Raw genomic sequence first — 22,281 nt, forward strand, 5'->3', positions numbered from 1 at the left:
TTTCTCCGTAGGCGGAACACCATGTCCCCGCACACCCGTCAACCATGTGTCCGGTCCATACACAAGGTCAGCGCGACGCCCTTCACCCTGCTGGGTTTGTCGCTGTCGATCTTCATGAGTTTTCGCAACAACGCCTGTTATGACCGCTGGTATGAAGCCCGAAAAGCCTGGGGCGACGTGACGGTCGCGATTCGTTCGATGATTCGCGAAACCCGGGTCATCAAGGACGACAATCAGCGCCGAAAAATGCTTCATCATCTGTGCGGCTTTGCCCATGCGCTCAACGCAAAGCTGCGCCTGGAAAATCAGTTGGTCGCCAGTAGCCGCTGGCTCAACCCGGCACCGGAGGACAACGCGCCTGATTTCAGCGGGCACATGCCTCCAGCGCTGGAACCTGTGGATTTTGTGTTGGGGTGAGCCCGAAAAACCTGCGCTCTACTCGGGTTAAGACGTTGTGTCGAGCGGAACCGACAACCACTTGTTCCTGGTCAGCCTGATTCGTCAGGGCCTGACCGGCAAAGACGCCGACGCTGCCCTCGGCCACGCCGGTATCACCGTGAACAAGAACGCCGTACCGAACGAGCCGCAATCGCCGTTCGCGACCTCCGGCCTGCGCATCGGTACGCCGGCGATAACCAGCCGTGGCTTCAAGAAAGCCCAGAGCACCGAGCTGGCCGGCTGGATCTGCGACATCCTCGATCATATCGGAGATGCCGATGTCGAGGCGCACGTCGCCAGACAAGCCGCTGCCATGTGCAGTGATTTCCAGGTCTACCGCGACTGATTGCCAAACTCGCTCCCACAGGTTCCGATGCGATCTCGCCGGTTCCACTCGACAGAAGAACACCACACGGATTCCGCCCCCTTTAAATCATCGGCGAACTGCTCACCACGCGCAGTGCCAAGCCTTCATAGGCATCCAGCGTAATGGTGAAGTCGCCCTCAGGCGTGAGATCGCCTTCGACGCGCTCGTTGATGATGTCGACCACCGGCCCCGGCGCGATATTGGGCAGGTGCAAGGTTTCGGTGATCGGCGTCGAGCCGAAGTTCAACGCGGTGATTTGCGTGCCTTTGCCGGCCGGCAATTCGTGGACCATGATCAACAGCCCGGGGTGCTGGACATCCGGGATCAGAATCTGACGACTGGCGGCGATGTCGTAGGCGCGGCGCGCGGCGAGGACTCTTCTGAGTTGCGAGACGAACGAATCCGGGTCCTTCAATTGGCTGGGCAGGCTGCCATACAAGGTCTTCGGACGTGGCATTTGACCCGCGGACAGCGGTGCTTCCGGATTGAGGTCCACCAGATCGTAGGCGCCGCGATGAATCCAGCGGGTGTCGCCGTCGCCCATCAAGTGCTCGACCTGTTCGGCCGGCAGCGGCAGCGCGCCGACCAGGTCCCAGCCGGACAGCGCAAACACCCCCGGTTGCATGGCGTTGTACATCACCAACAGCAAATGGACCTGGCGAATCTGCTGGATATCCGCTGTCGTAATCGCGTCGAGATCGCGAATCCCCAACGCCGCCGTGATGATGCTGGCGGTGGTGCAAGACACGCCGTTGGTGACGAATTTCAAGTTGTACGGCGCGTGCTCGCCCGCCAGACGTTCATACATCTGCTCGCGAATGTGTTCGCGCAAGATGCTGCCGGGAAAGGTCTGCCCTTGATAGAGGTAGGTGTCATGGGCGTGCAGCGTCCAGAAATGCACCAGTTCCAGGGTCAGTTCGTCGTGGTTTTGCAAGGCATGGATCAGCGAACCGGGGTCGATGCCGAGGGTGTGCATCTGGCGCAGCATCAAGCGCAGGAACTCGGTATCGCCCATCAGCAACGCGTGCTGGTAGGCCGGTCGGGTGATGAAGTCATACGAGAGATCGGCGCCGCCGTGGGACATGCTGGCGATGTCGTCGACGGTCAGGTTGAGTTCCTGAAAACTGAAACCGCCGGCCTTGCGGATCGCCCCGCCCAGCAACTGGTTGCCGGTGATCGATAACGGGTGGCTTTCAGACCAGGCTGTGCCGTCGAGCTTGCGCTCCACACCGAGGAATCCGTTGGCGTCCAGACGCAGGATTTTCGCGCCCATGACGTCAATGGCGTGCAGGGCATCGCCGATGATCATCTGCTGCGCGGCGAAGGTCGGGTCCAGCCAGTTCAGTGACGGCTGCCCTTCCTTGAAGTAATGCAGATAGACCCAGCGCCGCGGTTTGCCATCGACGCCGATCACGATCGGTGTCGCGCTCCAGTCGGTTTCCTTGACGCCCGGCTCGAAGAAAATCACCCGCTGCAACTGACCGACGATGTAGTGCTTGTCTCGGAGCACGTCGACCTGCAGCGGACTGAGGTTCTGCGCATCACGGCCGTCGGCGATGTCCGGCAGCAACGGCCAGTCCTCTTCGCGGATTTCGACCATGTGGTAGAGACCCGGATAGTCTTCATAGGCCATCTCGGCCAGGCGGAAATCCGCGCCTTTGCCGGTATGTGAAGGGATCACGTCATCGATGATCACCGCATTGTGCGCGGCGGCCATGCGCACCAGTGCCTGAAGATGCGCCTCGGTGCCCAGGTGCGGGTCGATCTCGAAACTGATGCGGTCGAAATTGCCATCGATGGTCGGCGTGCGTTGGGTGCCCGTCAGGCCGCCAGACATTTTCAGTGGACCGTTATGAATGCCCTGGATGCCGATTTTCGACAGGGCGTGCCATAAGGTTTCATCGCCCAACGCCTCGAGCACGCTGCCGTCTTCGCGGGTGACGATGGACGCCGGGTAGGCGGTAAACCACACCGACGCCAGGGCTGAAGCATCACGTGGCCGGGTATGGGCATACGGCTGTTGCCACAGCCGACCTTGCCCGGAGTAGAGCTTGGCGCGCTGCCTGGCGGCATGCAGCATCGATTGTTCCACCAGCCAGGTCACATGATTTTTGTCAGCCGCGGTCATAAAAACAGTCACCTGTTGTCGGGGTAAATTTGCGCTCGACCATCCCATGCGTACCTGCACCGGTGGCCCCGTCCTTTTCATATGAGGCCCTGAGGCGGCATTCGTTGCATTGACGCTTGAGGATTCAGGACGCGCCCTCTGTGGCAAGTCATACCTGAGGATGGGTGGTTAACACCTAGATATCCCCGTGAGCAACCTAGGCATAAGTGACGTGATGACGCCTCTCTTTAAGATACAGCCATCAAATGCCAAGGCTTGATCAAACCAAAAACTGTCCGGGGTTCGAGTCAATTCGACGAAAACTCACGAACAGCTGCATTCCTGCAAAGCCCCTTGGTGTTTGGACACCCCCTGATCACATAAGGAGAACAGGATGAAAACTCCAAACGTTGTATTGAGCATTGCCCTCCTTGCCGCCACCGGCTTGATAACGGCGACGACGCACGCGGCCGAACCTCGTGAGGGCGCTGCCAGTGGAAGCCGAACAGGCGGGGATCGGGATGCAGCTGCACCCCTGGTCCAACACACCTCAGATAAACCCGCCAACCAGCACGTTGCTGAAGGCGGTGCTGATCGCTTGAAAGAGAGGCAACTGGCCGCGGACGGTTCCGACCGCCTCAATCAGAATCGTGTCGCCGAGGGTGGCGCCGATCGCCTGAAAGAAAGGCAACTTGCGTCGGACGGCTCCGAACATCTCAAACAAAATCGCGTAGCGTTCGGTGCCAACAGTCGGATGCGCGGTACGCGTGTAGCGGAGGGTGGTTCCGACCGTTTGATGCAGAACCATGTGGCGGATGGTGGCTACGATTCCGGTTCGGACATTAACGCCGACTTCTGCTTCGCCTGCCGCTGATCGAGCATTGATTCACCGCACGACTGCCGGATTCGTTAACAGAAGCCCCTTCATGAGAGTCATGCGGTTCACTTAAGCGCGGTACTTCAGACACAGCTACTTTTGTGGCGAGGGAGCTTGCTCCCGCTGGGCTGCGTAGCGGCCCCAAAAATCCGACAACACTGCCGATTTTTGTGAGTGCTCCGCACTCAAGCGGGAGCAAGCTCCCTCGCCACAGGTTCTCTGTGACTGAAGAGATTTAAGTGAACAGCATCACCTCCACGAGGGGCTTTTTTCATCCGCCAACATTCAGGACGATTTTGGCCGAAATTCAGGGGTTTATGTCCTATTGAAGGGGAAACGATTGCTTCTAGGATAGCCCCCCTACTCCGCCCCCCCGAAATCTGGAGTGCATGACCGAAATGAAAAACAACAGGTCTGACATTGCGCGCAAAAACTTTCCATTTTTCAACAGCGCCAACAGCAAAGGACTGCGCACACCCTGCGAGACGAGCGCAAATGCATCGATCGGCATCAGTTCAAATCCGTTGATCGAAGCCCTTGGATGGCTGATAGGGCTGGTGGTGGCCTGCGGCATCGTGATCATTAATTCCGAGACGAACACCGACCTCGCCCCGACGATTCTTTACATCACTTTGCTGTTGATGGCGGCCAATCTGTTTTCAATCAACGTCGTGATTTCAATCGCGCTGATGTGCATGCTGCTACTGACCGCGACGTTTCTCTACAACGGCGGATATCAACGGTGGGAGTCGACAACGGGGTTCTTCCGCTGCCTGACCGCCCTGTCCGCGATCACCTTCCTGGCGCTGCGCAGCAAGTATGCTGCCGACCGGCTGCGCCATAACGAGGTGTACCTGATCGGCGCCCAACGCCTGAGCCAGACTGGCAGCGTCGGCTTTCGCGCCGGCGCCGAAGCGATTTCCTGGTCGGATGAATCGGCGAGGATTTTCGAGTATCCGCTGACCGATGCTCCGACCTTCTCGAAGGTCCTGGCACGTACCCATCCCGATGACCTTCCACTGGTGCACGAAGTCTTTGCAAAGGCTACACGCCATGAAGCGCTGATTGAGGTCAAACACCGATTGCTGATGCCAGACGGACGCATCAAACATGTCCACATGATCGCCAGTCCGCTGTTCACCCAGCACGAATGCTCCAAATATGTCGGCGCACTGATGGATATCACCGCCAACAAGCAAGCCGAAGAGGCCCTCCTATGCGCCCAGGCCCAACTGGCACACGTCACCCGCGTCACGTCGCTGGGCGAACTGGCGGCGTCCATTGCCCATGAGGTGAACCAGCCACTCACGGCCATCACCAGCAGCAGCGAAGCCTGTCGCCGATGGCTCGACCGCCCTGTCCCGGATCTGAATGAAGCGCTTGCGTCCCTGGATCGCATCATCGCCAGCTCGTGCCGCGCCAGCGACGTCATCAGCCGGATCAGGACGCTGTCACGCAAGTGCGGTCCGATGCGCCAGAGCGAGTCGCTGAACGACATCGTCAACGAGACGCTGAGCCTGGTTCAACAAGAGTTGGCTCACCACAAAATCAGTCCGAAAGTCGAACTGGCCGCGCGCTCGGGTCGTGTCCATGCGGATCGGGTACAGCTACAGCAAGTGATCATTAACCTGATCATCAACGCCTGCCACGCCTTGGCCGAGGTCGAACTCGAGGCGTGTGAACGGATTCTGCATGTGCGCACGTGGATCAAGGATAACGAGGCGGTGGTGGAAGTGGCTGACCTGGGTTCGGGCATCGCGGCCCATGTCCTGCCGTCCTTGTTCACTCCCTTTTTCACGACCAAGGAAAACGGCATGGGCATGGGCCTCTCCATCTGCCGCTCGATCATTGATTTTCATGGTGGGCGGATCTGGGCTACCAGCGCCCTTGGCCACGGCACGTCTTTCAAGGTCGCGCTGCCGCTACTCGTCACTCGTGAAACGGCCTGAAACACCAGGACAACTGCTCACAGGGAAGCTCCATGAACAAACACCACCCCATGAACAAAACCGGCCACAGCGAGCCTCTGGTCTTCATCGTCGATGATGATGCGCCGCTGCGTGAAGCGGTCGGCAGCCTGCTGCGTTCCATCGGCCTCCAGGTCGAGTTGTTCGGCTCTGTCGCCGACTTCATGAAGTACAACCGCCCGGCCATCCCCAGCTGTCTGGTGCTGGATGTGCGGCTGCAAGGCACCAGTGGCCTGGATTTCCAGCAGGAACTGGTGGCGGCCAACATCAACCTGCCGATTGTTTTCATGACCGGGCACGGCGACATCGCCATGACGGTCCGGGCGATGAAGGCCGGCGCGGTGGATTTCCTGGAGAAACCCTTTCGCGAACAGGACTTGATCGATGCGGTATCCGCGGCCCATGCACGAGACAAAGTACGGCGTGAATCGGAGCGCGAAAACGAGGAGTTGCTCAGTCGCTATGCAACGCTGACGCCCAGGGAGCAAACAGTGATGGCTCTGGCCGTGTCGGGCCTGATGAACAAGCAGATCGCCGGGGAAATCGGCTTGAGCCAAATTACCGTGAAGATTCACCGCGGCCAGGCCATGCGCAAGATGTTCGCCCGCTCTTTTGCCGACCTTGTCCGAATGGCGCAAGCACTGGGACTCAACCGTCCTTAGTGACGTGGCTATACGCAGGTATACTGTCCCGCGCTTGGGGATTGCGTATCTTGCAGTGATGGCGGGCACTCTTTATGGGCTACCCGAAATCACCCAGGTACTTAAATGTCCCAACCATTTATTATTTCCGTGGTCGACGATGATGAATCGGTTCGTATTGCACTGGACAGTTTATTGCGCTCCAACGGATACACCGTCCGGGTATACGCCACTGCCGAAGCGTTCCTCTCCAGCAACGGCCCGCAGATCACCTCCTGCCTGATCTGCGATGTACAAATGCCCGACCTGTCGGGCATTCAAATGTATGAACAACTTTCGGCCCGGGGCATTCATCTGCCCGTCATCTTCATCAGCGGCTACCTGGAATCCCCTCCTCAGGTCAGCGCAACAGCCGTCGAACCCATCGCGTTTTTTCCAAAGCCATTCCCCTGCGGCGAACTGATTGCCTGCATCGAAGACATCCTCAATCGCCACACTTGATTTCGCCCTCTTAATACATGGGTATGCCTCGCTCATACGTAGGCGTGTTTGCACTGACCCCAGGTAGAAGTGTCCTGCTCTCCCCCCATCGATAACATCTCCTTTGTCTTCAGGAGTAATGCGGTGATCGACATGTATGGCTTTTTTGAGCAACCGAATCGAGTGTTGAAGTTGTCTCATGTGCTGTTGATCGGTGGGCTGATCATGCTGGTGGTCGGGATCATCCTGGCGTACGGCTGCGACGCCTGGCTGACACTGCCGGCCTTGGTGGGTGCCCATGCCATGACGATTCTCGGCCCGACGGCGATCAAGCTCGGGTATGTCATGCGGCTGCTGGCCCATAACCGCCTGCGCCTCAATCTGAAAGCGCAACTGCAGGGCACCGCTGCCTGAGTCACGTTTTGTTCACGACCCGGGCCAGCTCCCTCCTTGCTGAACCGGCGATTCCAAAACGCCCGCCAACCCGTTTTTTTGGCGGGCCTTTTTTTTTTGCTTCGGATTTACGCCACCGCGCGTTCACTTTTCAGGGCTGGCAGCGCGATGGCGAGCGCCAGGCCAATCAGCCCCGCCGCTACCGCAAAGGTGATTGCCATGCCATGGGCGACCGCTTCTGGCGCTGCATGGGTGACGTCGGTCGCCGATGAAGCCAGCGCAAACACTGCGCCCATGACCGAGGCGCCGGTGATGAGCCCGAGATTGCGTGACAGGCTGAGCAGGCCGGCAATGACGCCTCGCTGATCCTGGCTCACGCCACTCATGATCAACGTGTTATTGGCCGCCTGAAACAGCGCATAACTGGCGGTGATTACAGCAATGGGCGCAAGGTAGCCGAGGACGCCGAGGACGCCGAAACGCGTCGGCATCATGGACAGAACACAGGCGCCGAGCGCCATCGCAACGAGCCCGGAAACGGCCATGCGCTGCGGGCCAAAACGGTCTACCAGGCGGCCGGCGGGTACGCCAGCCAACGCGGCAACCAGCGGGCCGACTGACAACGTGAGCCCGACCAGCGCTGCATTCAACCCAAGCGCGCCCGAGAGATAGAACGGCCCGACCACCAACGTCGACATCATCACCGTCGAGACCAGCATGCTAATGACCAGGCTCGCGCTCAACCCCCGATCACGCAACAGCGCCAGTTTGATCAGCGGCGTTTCAACCGTTGCCTCGATGAACAGGAAAATCCCGGTCCCGGCAATAGCGATCAGCAGTAATGCGAGGTTGAGCGAATCCCAGACACCACCGCCCAGCGTCATCGCCAATGCATAAGCACCGAGTGTCAGCGCCAGCACCAACGTGCCTGCAACGTCAAAACCATCGCGCTGAGTCGTCGGCGTTGGGCGATCAGCGGGCAAGTAGAGATACGCGAGTACCCCGTTCAAAACACCCAGCGGCAGGTTAACCAGAAAAATCGCCTGCCAGCCGAAACCGGAGATCAACACGCCACCGAGCGATGGCCCAAGTGTGGTGCCTATCGCCGACATCGTGCCGAGCAATCCCATGGCGCTGCCGGTTTGCGCCTTGGGCACCGTCTCGCCGACGAACGCCACGGTGAGCGCCAACATGATCGCCGCACCGAGGCCTTGCACCGCCCGGGCGGCGACCAGCCACCCCAGCGAAGGCGCCACACCACACGCCAGCGAAGCCAAGGTGAAAACGGCGATGCCGGCCAGCAACAAGCGACGGCGACCGACGATGTCGCCCAAGCGTCCAACGCTGACGATCAACGTGGTGATCGCGAGCAGATACGCCAGGACGATCCACTGCACTTCCTGAAAGGAAGCGTCGAGTGCCTGGGACAAGGTCGGCAAGCCTGCATTGGCGATGCTGGTGTCGAGTGAAGGCATCAACATCGACAGCGAAAGGCTGGCGAGCGCCCAGCGGACCGAGCCGGGTTGCATGGTGAGTTTCATGGTTTGGCCACTTGATGAAGAGTTGACCTTCAGCGTATGCCCGCGCCTGACATGGCGGAAGACGCACCACTTGCACTTGATACCTGCGCACAACGCCATGTCATCACTCAGCCGTGCTACCGTTGAAACATGACGACTCCCGATCTGAATCTGCTGATTACCCTCGATGCGCTGCTCGCTGAAGGCAGTGTTGCGCGTGCCGCCCAACGATTGCGTCTGAGCCCCTCAGCGATGAGCCGGGCCCTGGCACGATTGCGTGAAACCACCGGCGATCCATTGCTGGTCCGCGCCGGACGGGGCCTGGTGCCGACGCCCCGAGCGCTGGAACTGCGCGAGCAGGTCAGCCAACTGGTGCAGCACGCCGAAGCGGTGCTGCGCCCCGCCGAGCACCTCGACCTCAAGCAACTGGTGCGCACCTTCACGCTGCGCACCAGCGACGGTTTTGTCGAAAACTTCGGGCCGGCGCTGATTGCTCGCCTCAGCGACGAAGCACCCGGCGTACGGCTGCACTTTTTGCAGAAACTGAACCAGGACAGCACGCTGCTGCGTGACGGCACGGTTGATCTGGAGACCGGTGTTGTCGCCGACACCACCAGCCCGGAAGTGCGCACCCGCGCGTTGTACCAGGACCGTTTCATTGGCGTCGTACGCCCGGGGCATCTGCTGAGCAAGGGCAAGATCACGCCCGCCCGGTATGCGTCCGGCCGGCATGTGCTGGTCTCGCGGCGTGGACGGGACAAAGGGCCGATGGATGACGCCCTGAGACCGCTTGGACTGGCGCGGGAAATCGTCACGATTGTCGGCGGCTTTTCCGCAGCCCTGGCGTTGGCCCGGGCCTCGGACCTGATCGCTACGGTGCCCGAACGCCACACCCACAATCTGCGGGCCGGCCTGCACAGTTTCGCCCTTCCGGTTGCCACGCCAGTGATCACCATTTCAATGCTCTGGCACCCGCGAATGGACGCCGATGCAGCGCACCAGTGGTTGCGCAGATGTATTCGGGAGGTGTGTGCGGCGCCGCTGGATTAGCAACTGATTTTTGTCGCCGTCAGGTCTAGACTCAACCCGTTGCTTCGGGCCACACCGGTCGGGCCAGCGATCTGGATATGAGGGAACGTCATGAGCGACAAAATCGATTTGCGTAAGTACTCCTCTCAAGTAGTCGACGGCGTGGAGCGTGCGCCCGGCCGTTCCATGCTGCGTGCCGTGGGCTTCACGGATGAAGACTTCAAGAAACCGCAGATCGGTATTGCCTCGACGTGGGCGATGGTCACACCGTGCAACATGCACATCGACAAACTCGCCGTAGAAGCGGAAAAAGGCGCGAATGCTGCGGGCGCCAAGGGCGTTATTTTCAACACCATTACCATTTCCGACGGCATCGCCAATGGCACCGAAGGCATGAAATATTCGCTGGTGTCGCGGGAAGTGATCGCCGATTCCATCGAGGTGGTGGCCGGTTGCGAAGGCTTTGACGGTCTGGTGACCGTGGGCGGTTGTGACAAGAACATGCCGGGCTGCCTGATCGGCATGGCGCGACTGAATCGCCCGTCGATCTTCGTCTATGGCGGCACCATCCGCCCGGGCGCTGGCCACACCGACATCATTTCCGTGTTCGAGGCCGTGGGGCAGCACGCTCGCGGCGATATCAACGAGATTCAGGTCAAGCAGATCGAGGAAGTAGCGATTCCCGGTCCCGGCTCCTGCGGCGGCATGTACACGGCCAACACCATGGCCTCGGCCATCGAGGCATTGGGCATGAGCCTGCCCGGTTCCAGTTCCCAGGACGCCGTCGGCAGCGATAAGGCATCCGACAGCTTCCGTGCCGGTCAACAGGTCATGGAGCTGCTCAAGCTCGACCTCAAACCGCGCGACATCATGACCCGCAAGGCCTTCGAAAACGCCATCCGCGTGGTCATCGCCCTCGCCGGCTCGACCAACGCCGTGCTGCACCTGTTGGCCATGGCCCATGCGGTGGATGTCGAGCTGACGCTGGATGATTTCGTCGAGCTGGGCAAGGTGTCCCCGGTGGTCGCCGACCTGCGCCCCAGCGGCAAATACATGATGAGCGAGCTGGTTGCCATTGGCGGCATCCAGCCATTGATGAAACGCATGCTCGCCGCCGGCATGCTGCACGGCGATGTGCTGACGGTGACCGGCAAGACCCTGGCAGAAAACCTGGAAAACGTGCCCGACTACCCCGAAGGCCAGGACGTGATTCTGCCGTTCGACCGCCCCATCAAGAAGGACTCCCACCTGGTGGTGCTGCGCGGCAACCTCTCGCCGACGGGCGCGGTGGCCAAGATTACTGGCAAGGAAGGCTTGCGCTTCGAAGGCACGGCGCGTGTGTATCACGGCGAGGAAGGCGCGTTGGCCGGGATTCTCAATGGCGAAGTCAAAGCCGGCGACGTCATTGTGATTCGCTACGAAGGGCCCAAGGGTGGGCCCGGCATGCGCGAAATGCTCTCGCCGACTTCGGCGGTTATGGGCAAGGGGCTGGGCAAGGAAGTTGCGCTGATCACCGACGGTCGCTTCTCCGGCGGCTCCCATGGTTTTGTGGTGGGGCACATCACGCCGGAAGCCTTTGAGGGCGGGCCGATTGCGCTAATTGAAGATGGCGACAAGATCACCATCGACGCTGAAACCCGGCAGATTACGGTCGATGTCTCCGACGCCGACCTGGCCGAGCGCAAGACCCGTTGGGTGCGTCCGGAATCCAGGTACAAACGCGGGGTGCTGGCCAAGTATGCCAAGACCGTGTCCAGCGCTTCGGAGGGTGCGGTTACCGATAAGTATCTTTAGGGGATGGGGTTTTGTGTTGTCTGAACTGACGTCATCGCGAGCAGGCTCACTCCCACATTGGTTCTGCATTGAGCACAGGATTTGTGTTCGACGCAGATCACATGTGGGAGTGAGCCTGCTCGCGATGAGGCCCGGACAATCACCGAAAATCAATTGACCAGTACACCAGCCTCAAAGCCGAAACCGATCCACCGACTGCGAAAGCTTACCCGCCAAAGTCGACAGTTCATCAGTCGTCGAAGCCGTCTGCCCAATCACCTTGCTATTCCCTTCCGACATCCCGGCAATCATGTCCACCTGATGGGCGATTTCGTTGCTGGCCAGGCTCTGTTCACCGATCGTGCGGGTGATGTCATTCACCAGCTCGGTGGTATTGAGCGTGGCTTGGAGAATTTCTCGGATGGCGCGCTCGACATCGGCGGTCACGGCCATGCCTTTGTCGACCTGCGCAACGCCCGCCTCCATGCTGGTCACCGCCTCGCGGGTACTTTGCTGGATGCGCGAGACCATACTGGCAATTTCCTGAGTGGAAGCGCTGGTGCGTCCGGCGAGGCTGCGGACTTCGTCGGCCACCACGGCAAAACCACGGCCCTGCTCACCGGCGCGAGCGGCCTCGATGGCGGCGTTGAGTGCCAGCAGGTTGGTTTGGTCGGCGATACCCTTGATCACTTGAATGATGCTGAAAATACCCTCCGACTCCTTGTCCAGCGTGCGAATAACCTGGGCTGACTGCTGCGCCGAACGCGCAATGCCGTCCATGTCGTTGACCACCTGATGGATCACGCGTCCGCCGTCCTTGGCCAGCGCCTCGGCCTGATTGGCCATGTTCAGCGCGCGCTCGGCGTGGCGGGTGATTTCCTCGATGCTCGCGGTCATTTCACTCGCGGCAGCGGCCATGGTGCTGGCGGCGACGCTTTGCTGCTGGCTGCTGTCGGCGACCTGATGGCAGCCGCTACTCAACTGCACGCTCATGCCACTCACGCCATGGGCATTGCTGCGCACCACCTCGATCATGCCGCGCAGGTCACGTTGCATGGTCGCCAGACTGCGGATCAATGCGCTGGCTTCGTCTTTATGGGTCGGCTCGACGATAGGCTCGCTCAGGTTGCCGTGGGCGATGCTTTGGGCAATGCGGCTGGCCGTCTGCAACGGACCCATGATGCTCGAAATCACCCAGCGCCCCTGGATAAGCAACAACAAAAGGCTGGCGATCAGCACGATTCCCAGGGTGAAGTTGGCACTGCTGATGGCCTGTTCGGTGCCTTTGCTGGTCTGCTGGGTGTTGGTTTCGATCACCTCGCTGAGGGCCGCCATCTGGTCTTCCAGTTGGCTGAACGCGGTATTGAACGTGCCCAGTTCCTTTTGCGCGGAATCCGGGTTTTCCAGGGCCAGGCCGACAATGCGCTCGGCCGCACTGATGTAGGTATCGAGGCTCGGCTTGACCTTGTTCAGGCCCGTCTTGATGGTGTCATTGACCGGCAACTTGAGGTTTTCGCCCAGTACTTCACGAAAATGCGCCGCATGTTCTTCGATGGAGCTGCGCACCTCAGCTTTGCTGCTGGTGCTTTTACCCAGCCCGACCACCATCGCGGACAGCACATCGGCGCGCAGTGCGTCGTGCATCATGTCGGCTTCGAGGTGATTGCGCAGCGCGGTCATGCTGACCTCGTTGTCCTGCACCGCTTCAGCCATCCGGGTGTTTCCCACGTAACTGACCAGGCTCACGATCAACGCGGTGAGCAAGCTCGTACCAATCAGTAGCAACAAGCGTAATTTTATAGACATCGGGTAGCCCTCTCGGTACGTCGCTTTTATGAACACGTTATCGGCTGCGTCGGCCACTTATTGAAGCCGGACGCCGTACTTTCGGTGCTTTGCGACATGCGGTAGGCGGCCTGTACTTCAGCGTGATTCCGCGCCGCTGCTTTCTGAGCGCTGCGGCCATGGCCAAACCTTGTACCGGACCGCTAAAGTAGCGCCACGAAAATCAGGGACTCGATGACGATGGACGAGCTTCACCAAGGCAGCTGCCTATGCGGCGCCGTTAAATATTGCGTATCCGCCGAGCTGAAAGCCGTCACCCATTGTCATTGCAAACAATGCCGAAAAAGCCATGGAGCAGCTTTCGCAACGTATGCGAGCGCTCCGAGGTCGGCGGTTTCTGTCTTTGCGGGTGAAACGGCACTCAAGGGTTACGAATCGTCCAAAGGCGTCACACGCCAGTTCTGCTCGAACTGCGGCTCTTCGCTGTTCTGGTCTGATTCGAAGGGGGCGTTTTCGGAGTGGGTTTCGATAGCGATCGGTACGTTGGATTCGCCTTTCCTGGCGTTGAAGCACAAACACTCTTTTCTTGAATCGAAAGCCTGTTGGTACGAAGTAGATGCAGTGAAGGATTAGCGCTTGCGTGCCAGACGATTCTGCCAATTGCCACCATTGGCACGCTGGCATTGCTCTTCAGAATCAAACTGCACATGGGCCGAGACCGAGCTGACGAGAACATCTGCTTCGCTTAAGGCGATGGCCGTCAGTTCGACCATGCGCTCGCCCTGCCCGCTCGCCAATGCCTGATCCTTGCTGGCTTGGGTGTCGAAGACCCAGACAACCCTCAGGCTGGAAGGAAATTCGGCGTAATCGACTTCGTGGGTCAGCCATTCAAATCCGATGATTTGCGCTTTGGCCGTTTCACACGCCTCGGTCAAAGTGGCAACCAGGCGACGTTCGATGCATGTCTGATCGCGTTTGCTTAAACCCATGGGGAATCCTTGTGATTGTCTCAATTTTTGACTGCTCTCAATCGTGCACGCCTTCGGGCACTTGATGCTCCCTGCAAATCAAACCGATTTCGCAGGACTCCAGGGGTTCCTGAGTCAGTCCACAAAAAGCCCCGCCAGCCACTGTCTGATGAAAGCGGCAGCTTCGGCAAAGGCCGAAGCTCGGTACATTTTCCCCTTGCTGAATATTCCTCAACAGTTCCAGCAGCAGCCCTTCCAGGTCCTCTGAACGAGCGCCCATGCGCTTGGCGGCAGCAACCAGAAAATCCGGTGGCATCACGGCGTCCAGCAGGGCTCTCGCCGGTTCGGTCAGCTCCAGGTGCACGCTGCGCTTGTCCTTGGCGTCCGGGGTTTTGATCAGCAGTCCGTTGGATTCCAGCGCCTTGAGCGATTGCGACACCGTGCCCTTGGTCAGCCCCAGATACTCGGTCACCGCCAACGGCGTGTTGGAGTAACGATTGCAGCGGTCCAGGTACATCAGCGCGCTCAACTGAATCGGCTGCAGATCCGTCAACTTCGGGTGTTCGCGAAACCAGACGCGCGTCAGGCTCGACAGTCTTTCCAGCAGATCGAACAACACGTGGCAATTTCCAGATCAAGCGTGTTGATAAATAGTATCGGATAAAAACCATACTGACAAAAAGCACTCTTGCCGTAGGCTTTGGTATCGATTCGAAACAACTAGTCATAACCCGGCACCTGGAAACTGAAGGAGAGCAAATGATGAGCGTTAAAGTGTTTGATACCCACGTACGTACCAAAGATGGCCGCTACTTGCATTTCGATGTGTTGATCGACAGCAACGACCCTGATCTGGCGAAGTCGTACGCCCGCCGCTTCCTTGATGAACAGGGCATTCAGGACGAAGATATTTCCCAGAATGAATGCCGGTTCTGCCACGTTGAACCGACCAATCCGGTCGTCGCCGAGGCGATCAGCAAGCAAGGTCACTTCATCATCAAACTGCAAGGGTGCCAGGAGTAACGAGATGAACGCGTATCAGCCTTTGAACTGCGATCTGCACGATTATCTGGAGATCGCCTGCCTGCGCGGTTATCGACTGGATATCGAGCTGAACGACGGCGCACGCCTGGTCGCCAAAGCGCTGACGACGCGAACCTCCAGTGACAAGGAAGAGTTTCTCTGCCTTGAAACGGCTGACGGCCCGCAGGAAATCCGTCTGGATCAACTGCTGGCTGTCACGCCGATGGACGCCGGCGCGCAGTTTGGGCGGGTGGTGTTCCAGGGTGCGGTTTGCAGTTTTTGAGCGCTTGGTGATAGTCCTCACCCGCGATGGCGCGCAGGTACGCTTGATCCGCCTCAATCCTGAGGTCGCGCCATTCTTGCCAACTCACCATTCCCAAGCGGTCCATCTCGTCAGACTGACGAATCAGTTCCTCGTGCCAGGCGTCGGGACATTCCATGCGCAGCCTCAAGTCATCCAGCACGAGATGCCAGGTGTTGAGCGCGCGCAGTTTTTCCTCTTGCGCCGGAGTCAGCAGATTGGCAAACGAGTGCATGGCAGCGCCCCCCGAGAGTTCTTTCAGAATGGATCAACCCATCGTGAATCCGGTTCAGGCACTCCGACCAAAGGCAGGTTTTTCAATGCTGCGCCCCGAATGGCGAGGCGCAGTCCATCGCTCTGGTTTTATTTCGCGTTAAGAAACTCAACCGTTTGCGCGGTGGTCCACAAGGCATTGGCGATGTAGCGATAGTTGATCAGCGCGGCAAGGTAGCCATCGCCTTCGGGGGTCGTCGGGCCGGCGGTGGCGTCCCGAACCACGGCCACTTCAAAGCCGAGTTCCAGCAGTTCACGCAGGTGCGACTCGACACAGAGGTTCGCCGCCATGCCCGCCAGAATGATTTGTGACACACCGTGCTTGCGCAGCTGCAGCGCCAGGTCGTTGGTTTCCGGGCCGTAAACCTTGTGCGGTGAAGCGATGATGGTTTTACCGTCGAGGATGTAGGGCTTGTACTCGGGCATGAAGTCGGCACCGGAGTTCTCGAAACCCTCGAGGGTCAGCGGCCCCTTGCGATCAAACATGCAGATGCTGTGCATGACCTTCTCGAGCGGTCCACCGAAATGCCAGTCGTGGTCACACGGATAGTAATAGTGCGGCGAAACGGCGACCGTGATGCCCGCGCCCTTGGCGGCAGCAAACAACTGGCCGATGTGTTTGACGGTATCGTGCTCGACGATGCTTTTGCCAAATACGCCCCAGCTCACGCCTTCGGGGCTGAGGAAGTCGATTTGCGGATCGATGACCACCAGCGCAGCCCGCGAGAGGTCAAGCTTCATACCGGGATCGGGCAGCGCAGGCTCTGCCGGGTCTGCGTACTGGGGTGCGATGCGGTCTGAATCGTTGCTCATGACAGTGGACTCCGGTCGGTAACAAGAAAATCGATCTGCGCCATGGCGCCCGGGTGGGGCGTTGTCTACCATCGGCGAGAACGTCATCCTATTGCCCTGCCCTGCGCAGCTTTTGCCAAGACGTGCAGAGTCTTTACCCGGTCGTCTCTATCATGGATATCCTGTCCGAATTCTTCGAACGCACGAACCTTCAGGGCAGGCTGTTCTTCTCTGGTCGGGTCGATGGCACGCTGATCCTCGACAAGCCTCCCGGCATGGCGTTCATCCATGTCATCAGCCAGGGCGGTATCGACATGGTGCAACCCGGTTTGCCGAAGCTATCGATCACCGAACCCAGCGTGTTGTTTTGTCCAAGCAGTTGCCGCTATCAGTTGCGCTCAAGTGCAGCACCCGGCGCGGAGCTGATCTGCGCCTCGTTCCAGTTCGGGCGAAACGCCCTGCAACCCTTCCCGCTCGGTCTCAAGGAAACACTGGTTTTCCCGTTCAGGGACCTGCAGAACATCACTCCCGTGATCGGCTCATTGCTCGCCGAATTCCAGGATCAGGCCCCCGGCAGAACCAAAGCGCTCAACCTGCTGCTCGAATACATTTTCGTGGTGTTGGTGCGCCGTTCGGTGGTCGAGCAAAAGATTTCCAGCGGCCTGCTTTATGCGCTTCAGGATGGCCGTCTCGGGGCGGTTTTCCAAAGTATTCACCAGGAACCTGAAGCGCTGTGGACCGTGGAGAAACTTGCAAGCCTGGCGAACATGTCCCGGTCGAAATTCTCTGCGTACTTCACGCAGATCATGGACACATCACCGATGGGCTACGTGACGGCCTGGAGAATGAAGGTGGCCCAGGACCTGCTACGCGATGGGGTTCAGATCAAGGTGATCGCCGCGTCGGTCGGTTACAGCTCGCAAGCTTCTTTCTCCAGAACTTTTCTCAACGTGATTGGCTGTCCACCGGCCGAATGGTTGAGACGTGGTGCCAGTGGGGAGGTGCCGCTGGTGACAGCGCATGTGCAGCGAACGCGGCCGGATGATTCGGCCATTGAAAAGGCGTGATCCCGCTGCTTTGTGTTTCTGGTTAGCGGCCGTTGGGGCGGATCGCGACTTTATTTTTACAAATAGATCGCCCCTTTTGGAGGATCACCTGGGATTTGATCGGGAAGCGTTGGTGGTTGTGCCGGCCTCTTCGCGGGCAAGCCACGCTCCCACAAGGGATATAGGTCGTTGTCCAGTATGTGAACGACATAAATCTAATGTGGGAGCGCGGCTTGCCCGCGAAGAGGCCCGTACAAAAAGCCCAAATCCTGATGACTGCACTGTTACCGGCCAGACTTTTGCGACCAGCGGCCGAAACTGCCTCCAGCGCCTGACAATCTGCCTAGTCCAGCAGTCTCAGCCCCTCAAACATACTTCTCACGCCGCCAAGCCAGCACGCTACAAATACCTGCTTACAATTTAGCAAATCATAAAACCCGTTCGTGTACTACGGAGTGTTACGTTAAGCGCCTTTTCGGGCCAGAGATGCCAAGTAGTCATGCGCATCAAACTTCCCAGTATTCCTGCCCTCTGCGCCTACTTCGCACTGTCCTGCCTGTTTGCGACCGCGTGGGTCATCAACCCAGCCAATACGCACTCATCCTTTGCCCTGATCAGCCCAGTGATGGCAGTGGCCGGCAACGTAGCCAAGCCCATTTATACCAGCCGTTTCGCCTCCTCCGGGCTGGTGGATTTCGTGCACTCTTCGGCGGTCACCGCCCTGCCCGACGGCAGCCTGATGACGGTCTGGTTCGCCGGTTCGCGCGAAGGCGCGGCCGATGTGCAGGTGCGCTCCGCCCGGTTCGATTCGAAAACCGGCGAATGGGGGGCTGAGCACGTATTGGCGACTCGGGATTCGACCCAGCAGGGCACTCGAAAATACATTCGCAAACTGGGCAATCCGGTGGTCGCCCTCGCCCCGGATAATCGCCTGTGGTTGTTCTACGTGTCAGTGTCCATGGGTGGCTGGGCAGGCAGCGCGGTCAATGTGATGGTGTCAGACGACTTCGGTGAACACTGGTCGGCTCCGCGCCAGTTGATCACCTCGCCCTTTCTGAACATCAGCACCCTGGTCCGGTCGGCACCGGTGTTTCATGCCGATGGCTCCATCGGCCTGCCGGTCTACCACGAGTTCCTGGGCAAGTTTGCCGAGTACCTCTACCTGAGCGCAGACGGCGATGTGATCGACAAATTCCGCATCAGCCACGGCATGAACTCTCTGCAACCCACGGTAGTTCCGCTGGACGGCCAGCGCGGCATCGCCTTGCTGCGTTATGCCGGCGACACCCATCACCGTGTTCTGGCGACCCGCACCGAAGATGCCGGGCAAACCTGGAGTGAGCCTTATCCGCTCGATCCTTCAAACCCGAATTCTTCGTTGGCGGCCGTCGCAACGCCCGAACACGGATTGCTGGTGGCGCTCAACGACCTGCAGGAAGGTCGCTTCAAGCTAAGTCTGTATGGGACCGACGCCAAAATGGACGATTGGCGCTCGTTGCGGGACCTGGACAAATCACCCGATCCACTGGGCGCTCCGTTTTCTCCAGAAGCCTATAAGGAGATCATCGGCAAAGAGTTCCGCGGGTCCAGCGGCGCACGTCGCCAATCGCTGGAAGCGGAGTTTCTGGACAACCTCGATAACCGTGTCTGTAAAAGCCAAGGCTGTGAATTCGAATACGAGTACCCGTACTTCATCCGCAGTCCTGACGGCATGTATCACTTGGTTTATTCCTGGAACAACACCTTCATCAAGCACGTTACCTTTAACGATGCGTGGCTCAACGAGCGTCTCAAATGATCAGCCTGTGGCAAGCCCATGTCAGCTTCACAATGATCATCTTTCTGGTGCTGCCTTCATTCGGCTTGCCCAGGACCTGGCGAATTGCGCTGCTGGCGGCGTTGCTGGCAGCCAGCTTCATATCGCTGGACGGGTTGTCCCTGGCCGCGTATTTGCGTAGCTACATTGATGACCTTGCGATCACCACCCTGGTGTTCATGGCGTGGGGCTGCTTGCGTCGGCTGGACATGCTGCCGCCGGCGCAGGGCAAAACCGGCGTGTTGATCCTCTTTGCCGCGATGGCCGTCGTGCTGTACCCGGCTACCCTGGGCATGAGTGATCTGGACCCCTATCGGTTCGGCTACAGCCCGCGGCCCATGTTGATTTTCTTTGCAGTGCTCACATTGGGCCTGTTTTACCTGCGCAATGGTCTGGCCGTCTTGATGCTGGCCAGCGCGACCCTGGCGTTCATCGCCGGGATCAAACCTTCGCAAAACTATTGGGATTACCTGATTGATCCGCTGCTGGGTCTGTATTGCTGCGTGGCATTGCTGACGCTTGCGATACGCTGGACGTATCGCCGCTCAAACAAGCGGCGTGGTGCAGTGGGCGACGAATTCAAACCCGTTTGAGATTTAATGACTTTTTAACAGGGGAACAGGGATGGGTTGGCTGCACTCGAGACGTTTACATTACTGGCTAGGCGCTACAGCGATTGCGTTTGTGCTGTTTGCACTGCTGAGGGTGGTGTTTTTCTTCGGCTTTTCCGGGTTCGAACCCAAGGCCCTGATTGACACAAATGGCGTCTGGGAAACCCTGAACATCGGCTTCCGTTTCGATTTGCGCCTGGCCATCCTCACGATGTTGCCGCTGGCGTTGCTGGCCTGGATTCCTCGCTGGAACCTGCTCCGCAGCCGTCTGCTGCGACGGATCGCACGCGTGTATCTGGTCGCGGTCCTGAGCGTCATGCTGCTGATCTACATCATCGACTTTGGCCATTACGCCTACCTGGGCGTGAGGATCAACGCCACCGTCCTGCGCTTCATCGAGGATGCGCAAATCTCCCGCGACATGGTCTGGCAGACTTACCCTGTGATCTGGATTTCACTGGGATGGCTGGCAACAGTTGCGTTTGTGACCCTGGCGCTGGTGCGTCTGGAAAGCGTCACGCTGGACCGCCCTCGCAAAATCATTCACCCACTCTCCGCAACATGGGGTGGCGCGGTCATGGTCGTGCTGGTGCTGCTGGGCATTCTGGGTCGTGTGGAAAACATGAACCTGGAAAACCCGGTGCCGTTGCGCTGGAGCGATGCGTTCTTCTCCGGTAATAACCAGATGGCCGCGCTGGGCCTGAACCCGGTGTTGTTCCTCTACGATACGGCCAAGGTCGGTCAGTCTCGCTACGACGAAGCGCAGGTGCGTGAACATTACTCGGTGATGGCCAACTACCTGGGGGTCGAAAAACCTGATCCGCAGACCCTTGATTTCGTTCGTCACCAGGCGCCACAGCCCTACAAAATTCCGGGTTCACGTCCACCGAACGTGATGTTCATCATGCTTGAATCGCTGGGCACCAGCGCCGTTGGGGCTTACGGCAACCCGATCAATCCGACGCCCAATCTCGATCGTCTGGCCACCCAGAGTTGGTTCTTCAAGCACTTCTACGTGCCAGTGACTGGGACCGCGAAAACCGTCTGGGCCAGCATTAGCGGGGTGCCTGACGTCACTCGACAGGAAACCGCGACGCGTAATCCGCTGATCACCAAGCAAAACACGCTGATCAATGCCTTCACCGGTTACGAGAAGATCTACACCATCGGCGGCAACTCCGGCTGGGCCAACATGAATGCCCTGATTCGGCAAAGCATCGACGGTGTGCGCTTGTTCGAAGAGCGGGACTGGAAATCGCCGGTGGTGGATGTCTGGGGCATTTCCGATCTGGACCTGTTCAAGGAAACCGACCAGATCCTGCAAGCACTGCCCAAGGACAAACCGTTTTTTGCGTATGTGCAGACGGCCGGCAATCACCGTCCGTTCACGATTCCCAAGAGCAATGACGGCTTCGAGGTCAAGCACCCTACCCTGGCTGAAGTACAGGCCGCAGGATCGCGCAGCGTCGAGCAGTACAACGCCGTGCGCTTGCTGGACTTCAACCTCGGACGCTTGATGGAAATCGCCAAGGCCGGCGGCTGGTACGAAAATACCATCTTCGTGATGTTCGGTGATCACAACACCCGGATCGCGCAAATCCCGTTCCTGGCACCGGCCTACGAGCAACTGGGCCTGGAAAGCAACGCGGTGCCGATGATCATCCACGCGCCGGGCTTGATCGGGACGCGCAAGGTCGAGGAAGCGGTCGGCTTGGTGGACTTGCTACCTACCGTGGCAGGGATGGCCGGTCTTGAGTTTCGCAACAGCGGCATGGGCCGTGATATCCAGCAGCCGGCGCCCGAGGGTGAACGCGTGGTACCGCTGGTATTGCGTGAGGGAACGTTCCCGCTGATTGCCGGCGTGACTCAACACTACATGGTGCAGATGGAGCACGACGGCAGCTCGCCGACCCTTCACGACCTGGCTTCGATGACGCCGCTGGACAACGTCGCCGAGAAAAACCCAGAAGAGTTCAAGCGGCTGTCGGAGCTGACCCGCGCCATGCATGAAACCTCTAGATTGATGCTGTACCAGAACGTGCAAAAGTAAGCTCTCAGGCCTGAAAACTCGCGT

The 22,281-nt window shown here is 59.0% G+C and carries 21 protein-coding genes and 3 pseudogenes; 16 read left to right on the plus strand and 8 right to left on the minus strand.

Annotated features, from left to right (window positions below):
* Positions 1-63: 63 nt before the first annotated feature.
* Together ACYZT8_RS16780 and glyA are read left to right on the plus strand one after the other, a co-directional pair.
* Positions 64-378, plus strand: a pseudogene (locus tag ACYZT8_RS16780) (bestrophin family protein); the annotation flags it as partial.
* A 70-nt stretch (positions 379-448) separates the two neighbouring features.
* Positions 449-784 (plus strand): annotated as a pseudogene (glyA, locus tag ACYZT8_RS16785) (serine hydroxymethyltransferase); the annotation flags it as partial.
* A gap of 82 nt (positions 785-866) precedes the next feature.
* Here the strand turns inward: glyA and treS are convergent.
* Positions 867-2,933 (minus strand): maltose alpha-D-glucosyltransferase, encoded by a 2,067-nt coding sequence (treS, locus tag ACYZT8_RS16790; RefSeq protein WP_461974338.1) that lies wholly within the window; start codon positions 2,931-2,933, stop codon positions 867-869.
* A gap of 373 nt (positions 2,934-3,306) precedes the next feature.
* Here treS and ACYZT8_RS16795 point away from each other — a divergent pair, with 373 nt between their 5' ends.
* The 5 genes from ACYZT8_RS16795 (at position 3,307) to ACYZT8_RS16815 (ending at position 7,291) form a co-directional block, all read left to right on the plus strand.
* Positions 3,307-3,786, plus strand: a complete 480-nt coding sequence (locus ACYZT8_RS16795) for a phage infection protein (protein ID WP_461974340.1) — start codon at positions 3,307-3,309, stop codon at positions 3,784-3,786.
* A 401-nt stretch (positions 3,787-4,187) separates the two neighbouring features.
* Positions 4,188-5,738: a sensor histidine kinase gene (locus tag ACYZT8_RS16800; protein ID WP_461974342.1), complete on the plus strand. Its 1,551-nt coding sequence runs from the start codon at positions 4,188-4,190 to the stop codon at positions 5,736-5,738.
* Positions 5,739-5,770: 32 nt separating this feature from the next.
* The gene (locus ACYZT8_RS16805) at positions 5,771-6,418 is read left to right on the plus strand and encodes a response regulator transcription factor (protein ID WP_461974344.1); all 648 of its coding nucleotides are present in this window, start codon (positions 5,771-5,773) and stop codon (positions 6,416-6,418) included.
* 105 nt (positions 6,419-6,523) lie between these two features.
* Complete coding sequence (locus ACYZT8_RS16810) at positions 6,524-6,898, plus strand: response regulator transcription factor (RefSeq protein WP_461974346.1); 375 nt, start codon at positions 6,524-6,526, stop codon at positions 6,896-6,898.
* Between the two features lie 132 nt (positions 6,899-7,030).
* Positions 7,031-7,291, plus strand: coding sequence for a transmembrane sensor/regulator PpyR (locus ACYZT8_RS16815; protein WP_461982496.1), 261 nt, complete (start codon positions 7,031-7,033; stop codon positions 7,289-7,291).
* Positions 7,292-7,398: 107 nt separating this feature from the next.
* On the opposite strand, the gene ACYZT8_RS16820 is transcribed toward ACYZT8_RS16815, so the two are convergent.
* Positions 7,399-8,811, minus strand: a complete 1,413-nt coding sequence (locus tag ACYZT8_RS16820) for an MFS transporter (protein WP_461974348.1) — start codon at positions 8,809-8,811, stop codon at positions 7,399-7,401.
* 129 nt (positions 8,812-8,940) lie between these two features.
* Here ACYZT8_RS16820 and ACYZT8_RS16825 point away from each other — a divergent pair, with 129 nt between their 5' ends.
* Together ACYZT8_RS16825 and ilvD are read left to right on the plus strand one after the other, a co-directional pair.
* Positions 8,941-9,840 (plus strand): LysR family transcriptional regulator, encoded by a 900-nt coding sequence (locus ACYZT8_RS16825; protein WP_461974350.1) that lies wholly within the window; start codon positions 8,941-8,943, stop codon positions 9,838-9,840.
* Positions 9,841-9,930: 90 nt separating this feature from the next.
* Positions 9,931-11,613: a dihydroxy-acid dehydratase gene (gene ilvD, locus ACYZT8_RS16830; RefSeq protein WP_461974352.1), complete on the plus strand. Its 1,683-nt coding sequence runs from the start codon at positions 9,931-9,933 to the stop codon at positions 11,611-11,613.
* A 171-nt stretch (positions 11,614-11,784) separates the two neighbouring features.
* Here the strand turns inward: ilvD and ACYZT8_RS16835 are convergent, their stop codons facing one another.
* Positions 11,785-12,648, minus strand: a complete 864-nt coding sequence (locus ACYZT8_RS16835; RefSeq protein WP_371922082.1) for a methyl-accepting chemotaxis protein — start codon at positions 12,646-12,648, stop codon at positions 11,785-11,787.
* 42 nt (positions 12,649-12,690) lie between these two features.
* Positions 12,691-13,398: pseudogene (locus ACYZT8_RS16840) on the minus strand (MCP four helix bundle domain-containing protein); the annotation flags it as partial.
* A gap of 219 nt (positions 13,399-13,617) precedes the next feature.
* Here ACYZT8_RS16840 and ACYZT8_RS16845 point away from each other — a divergent pair.
* Positions 13,618-14,010: a GFA family protein gene (locus ACYZT8_RS16845; protein WP_461974353.1), complete on the plus strand. Its 393-nt coding sequence runs from the start codon at positions 13,618-13,620 to the stop codon at positions 14,008-14,010.
* Here ACYZT8_RS16845 and ACYZT8_RS16850 read toward each other — a convergent pair.
* Together ACYZT8_RS16850 and ACYZT8_RS16855 are read right to left on the minus strand one after the other, a co-directional pair.
* Positions 14,007-14,366 carry a hypothetical protein gene (locus ACYZT8_RS16850; RefSeq protein WP_461974355.1) on the minus strand — a complete coding sequence of 120 codons (360 nt, stop codon included), beginning with the start codon at positions 14,364-14,366 and terminating at the stop codon, positions 14,007-14,009. The genes ACYZT8_RS16845 and ACYZT8_RS16850 overlap by 4 nt on opposite strands.
* A 37-nt stretch (positions 14,367-14,403) precedes the next feature.
* Complete coding sequence (locus ACYZT8_RS16855) at positions 14,404-14,964, minus strand: MarR family winged helix-turn-helix transcriptional regulator (RefSeq protein ID WP_461974357.1); 561 nt, start codon at positions 14,962-14,964, stop codon at positions 14,404-14,406.
* A 143-nt stretch (positions 14,965-15,107) separates the two neighbouring features.
* On the opposite strand from ACYZT8_RS16855, the gene ACYZT8_RS16860 reads away from it, so the two are divergent.
* Both ACYZT8_RS16860 and ACYZT8_RS16865 read left to right on the plus strand, forming a co-directional pair.
* Entirely contained in the window at positions 15,108-15,368 is a 261-nt protein-coding gene (locus ACYZT8_RS16860; protein ID WP_461982499.1) for a DUF2024 family protein, read from the plus strand.
* A gap of 4 nt (positions 15,369-15,372) precedes the next feature.
* Positions 15,373-15,651, plus strand: a complete 279-nt coding sequence (locus ACYZT8_RS16865) for a Rho-binding antiterminator (RefSeq protein ID WP_461974359.1) — start codon at positions 15,373-15,375, stop codon at positions 15,649-15,651.
* On the opposite strand, the gene ACYZT8_RS16870 is transcribed toward ACYZT8_RS16865, so the two are convergent.
* Both ACYZT8_RS16870 and ACYZT8_RS16875 read right to left on the minus strand, forming a co-directional pair.
* Positions 15,584-15,904: a hypothetical protein gene (locus ACYZT8_RS16870; RefSeq protein ID WP_461974361.1), complete on the minus strand. Its 321-nt coding sequence runs from the start codon at positions 15,902-15,904 to the stop codon at positions 15,584-15,586. The two genes, ACYZT8_RS16865 and ACYZT8_RS16870, sit on opposite strands and share 68 nt — an antisense overlap.
* Positions 15,905-16,032: 128 nt before the next feature.
* Positions 16,033-16,755: a cysteine hydrolase family protein gene (locus ACYZT8_RS16875; protein ID WP_461974363.1), complete on the minus strand. Its 723-nt coding sequence runs from the start codon at positions 16,753-16,755 to the stop codon at positions 16,033-16,035.
* A gap of 152 nt (positions 16,756-16,907) precedes the next feature.
* On the opposite strand from ACYZT8_RS16875, the gene ACYZT8_RS16880 reads away from it, so the two are divergent.
* The 4 genes from ACYZT8_RS16880 (at position 16,908) to ACYZT8_RS16895 (ending at position 22,257) form a co-directional block, all read left to right on the plus strand.
* Positions 16,908-17,801: an AraC family transcriptional regulator gene (locus ACYZT8_RS16880; RefSeq protein WP_461974365.1), complete on the plus strand. Its 894-nt coding sequence runs from the start codon at positions 16,908-16,910 to the stop codon at positions 17,799-17,801.
* A gap of 478 nt (positions 17,802-18,279) precedes the next feature.
* Positions 18,280-19,578, plus strand: a complete 1,299-nt coding sequence (locus ACYZT8_RS16885) for a sialidase family protein (protein WP_461974366.1) — start codon at positions 18,280-18,282, stop codon at positions 19,576-19,578.
* Complete coding sequence (locus tag ACYZT8_RS16890) at positions 19,575-20,189, plus strand: hypothetical protein (protein ID WP_461974368.1); 615 nt, start codon at positions 19,575-19,577, stop codon at positions 20,187-20,189. The genes ACYZT8_RS16885 and ACYZT8_RS16890 overlap by 4 nt, the downstream gene beginning before the upstream one ends.
* Positions 20,190-20,220: 31 nt before the next feature.
* Positions 20,221-22,257 (plus strand): LTA synthase family protein, encoded by a 2,037-nt coding sequence (locus ACYZT8_RS16895; protein ID WP_461974370.1) that lies wholly within the window; start codon positions 20,221-20,223, stop codon positions 22,255-22,257.
* Positions 22,258-22,281 lie beyond the last annotated feature (24 nt).

The sequence above is a fragment of the Pseudomonas sp. LB3P93 genome (genome assembly GCF_054898025.1).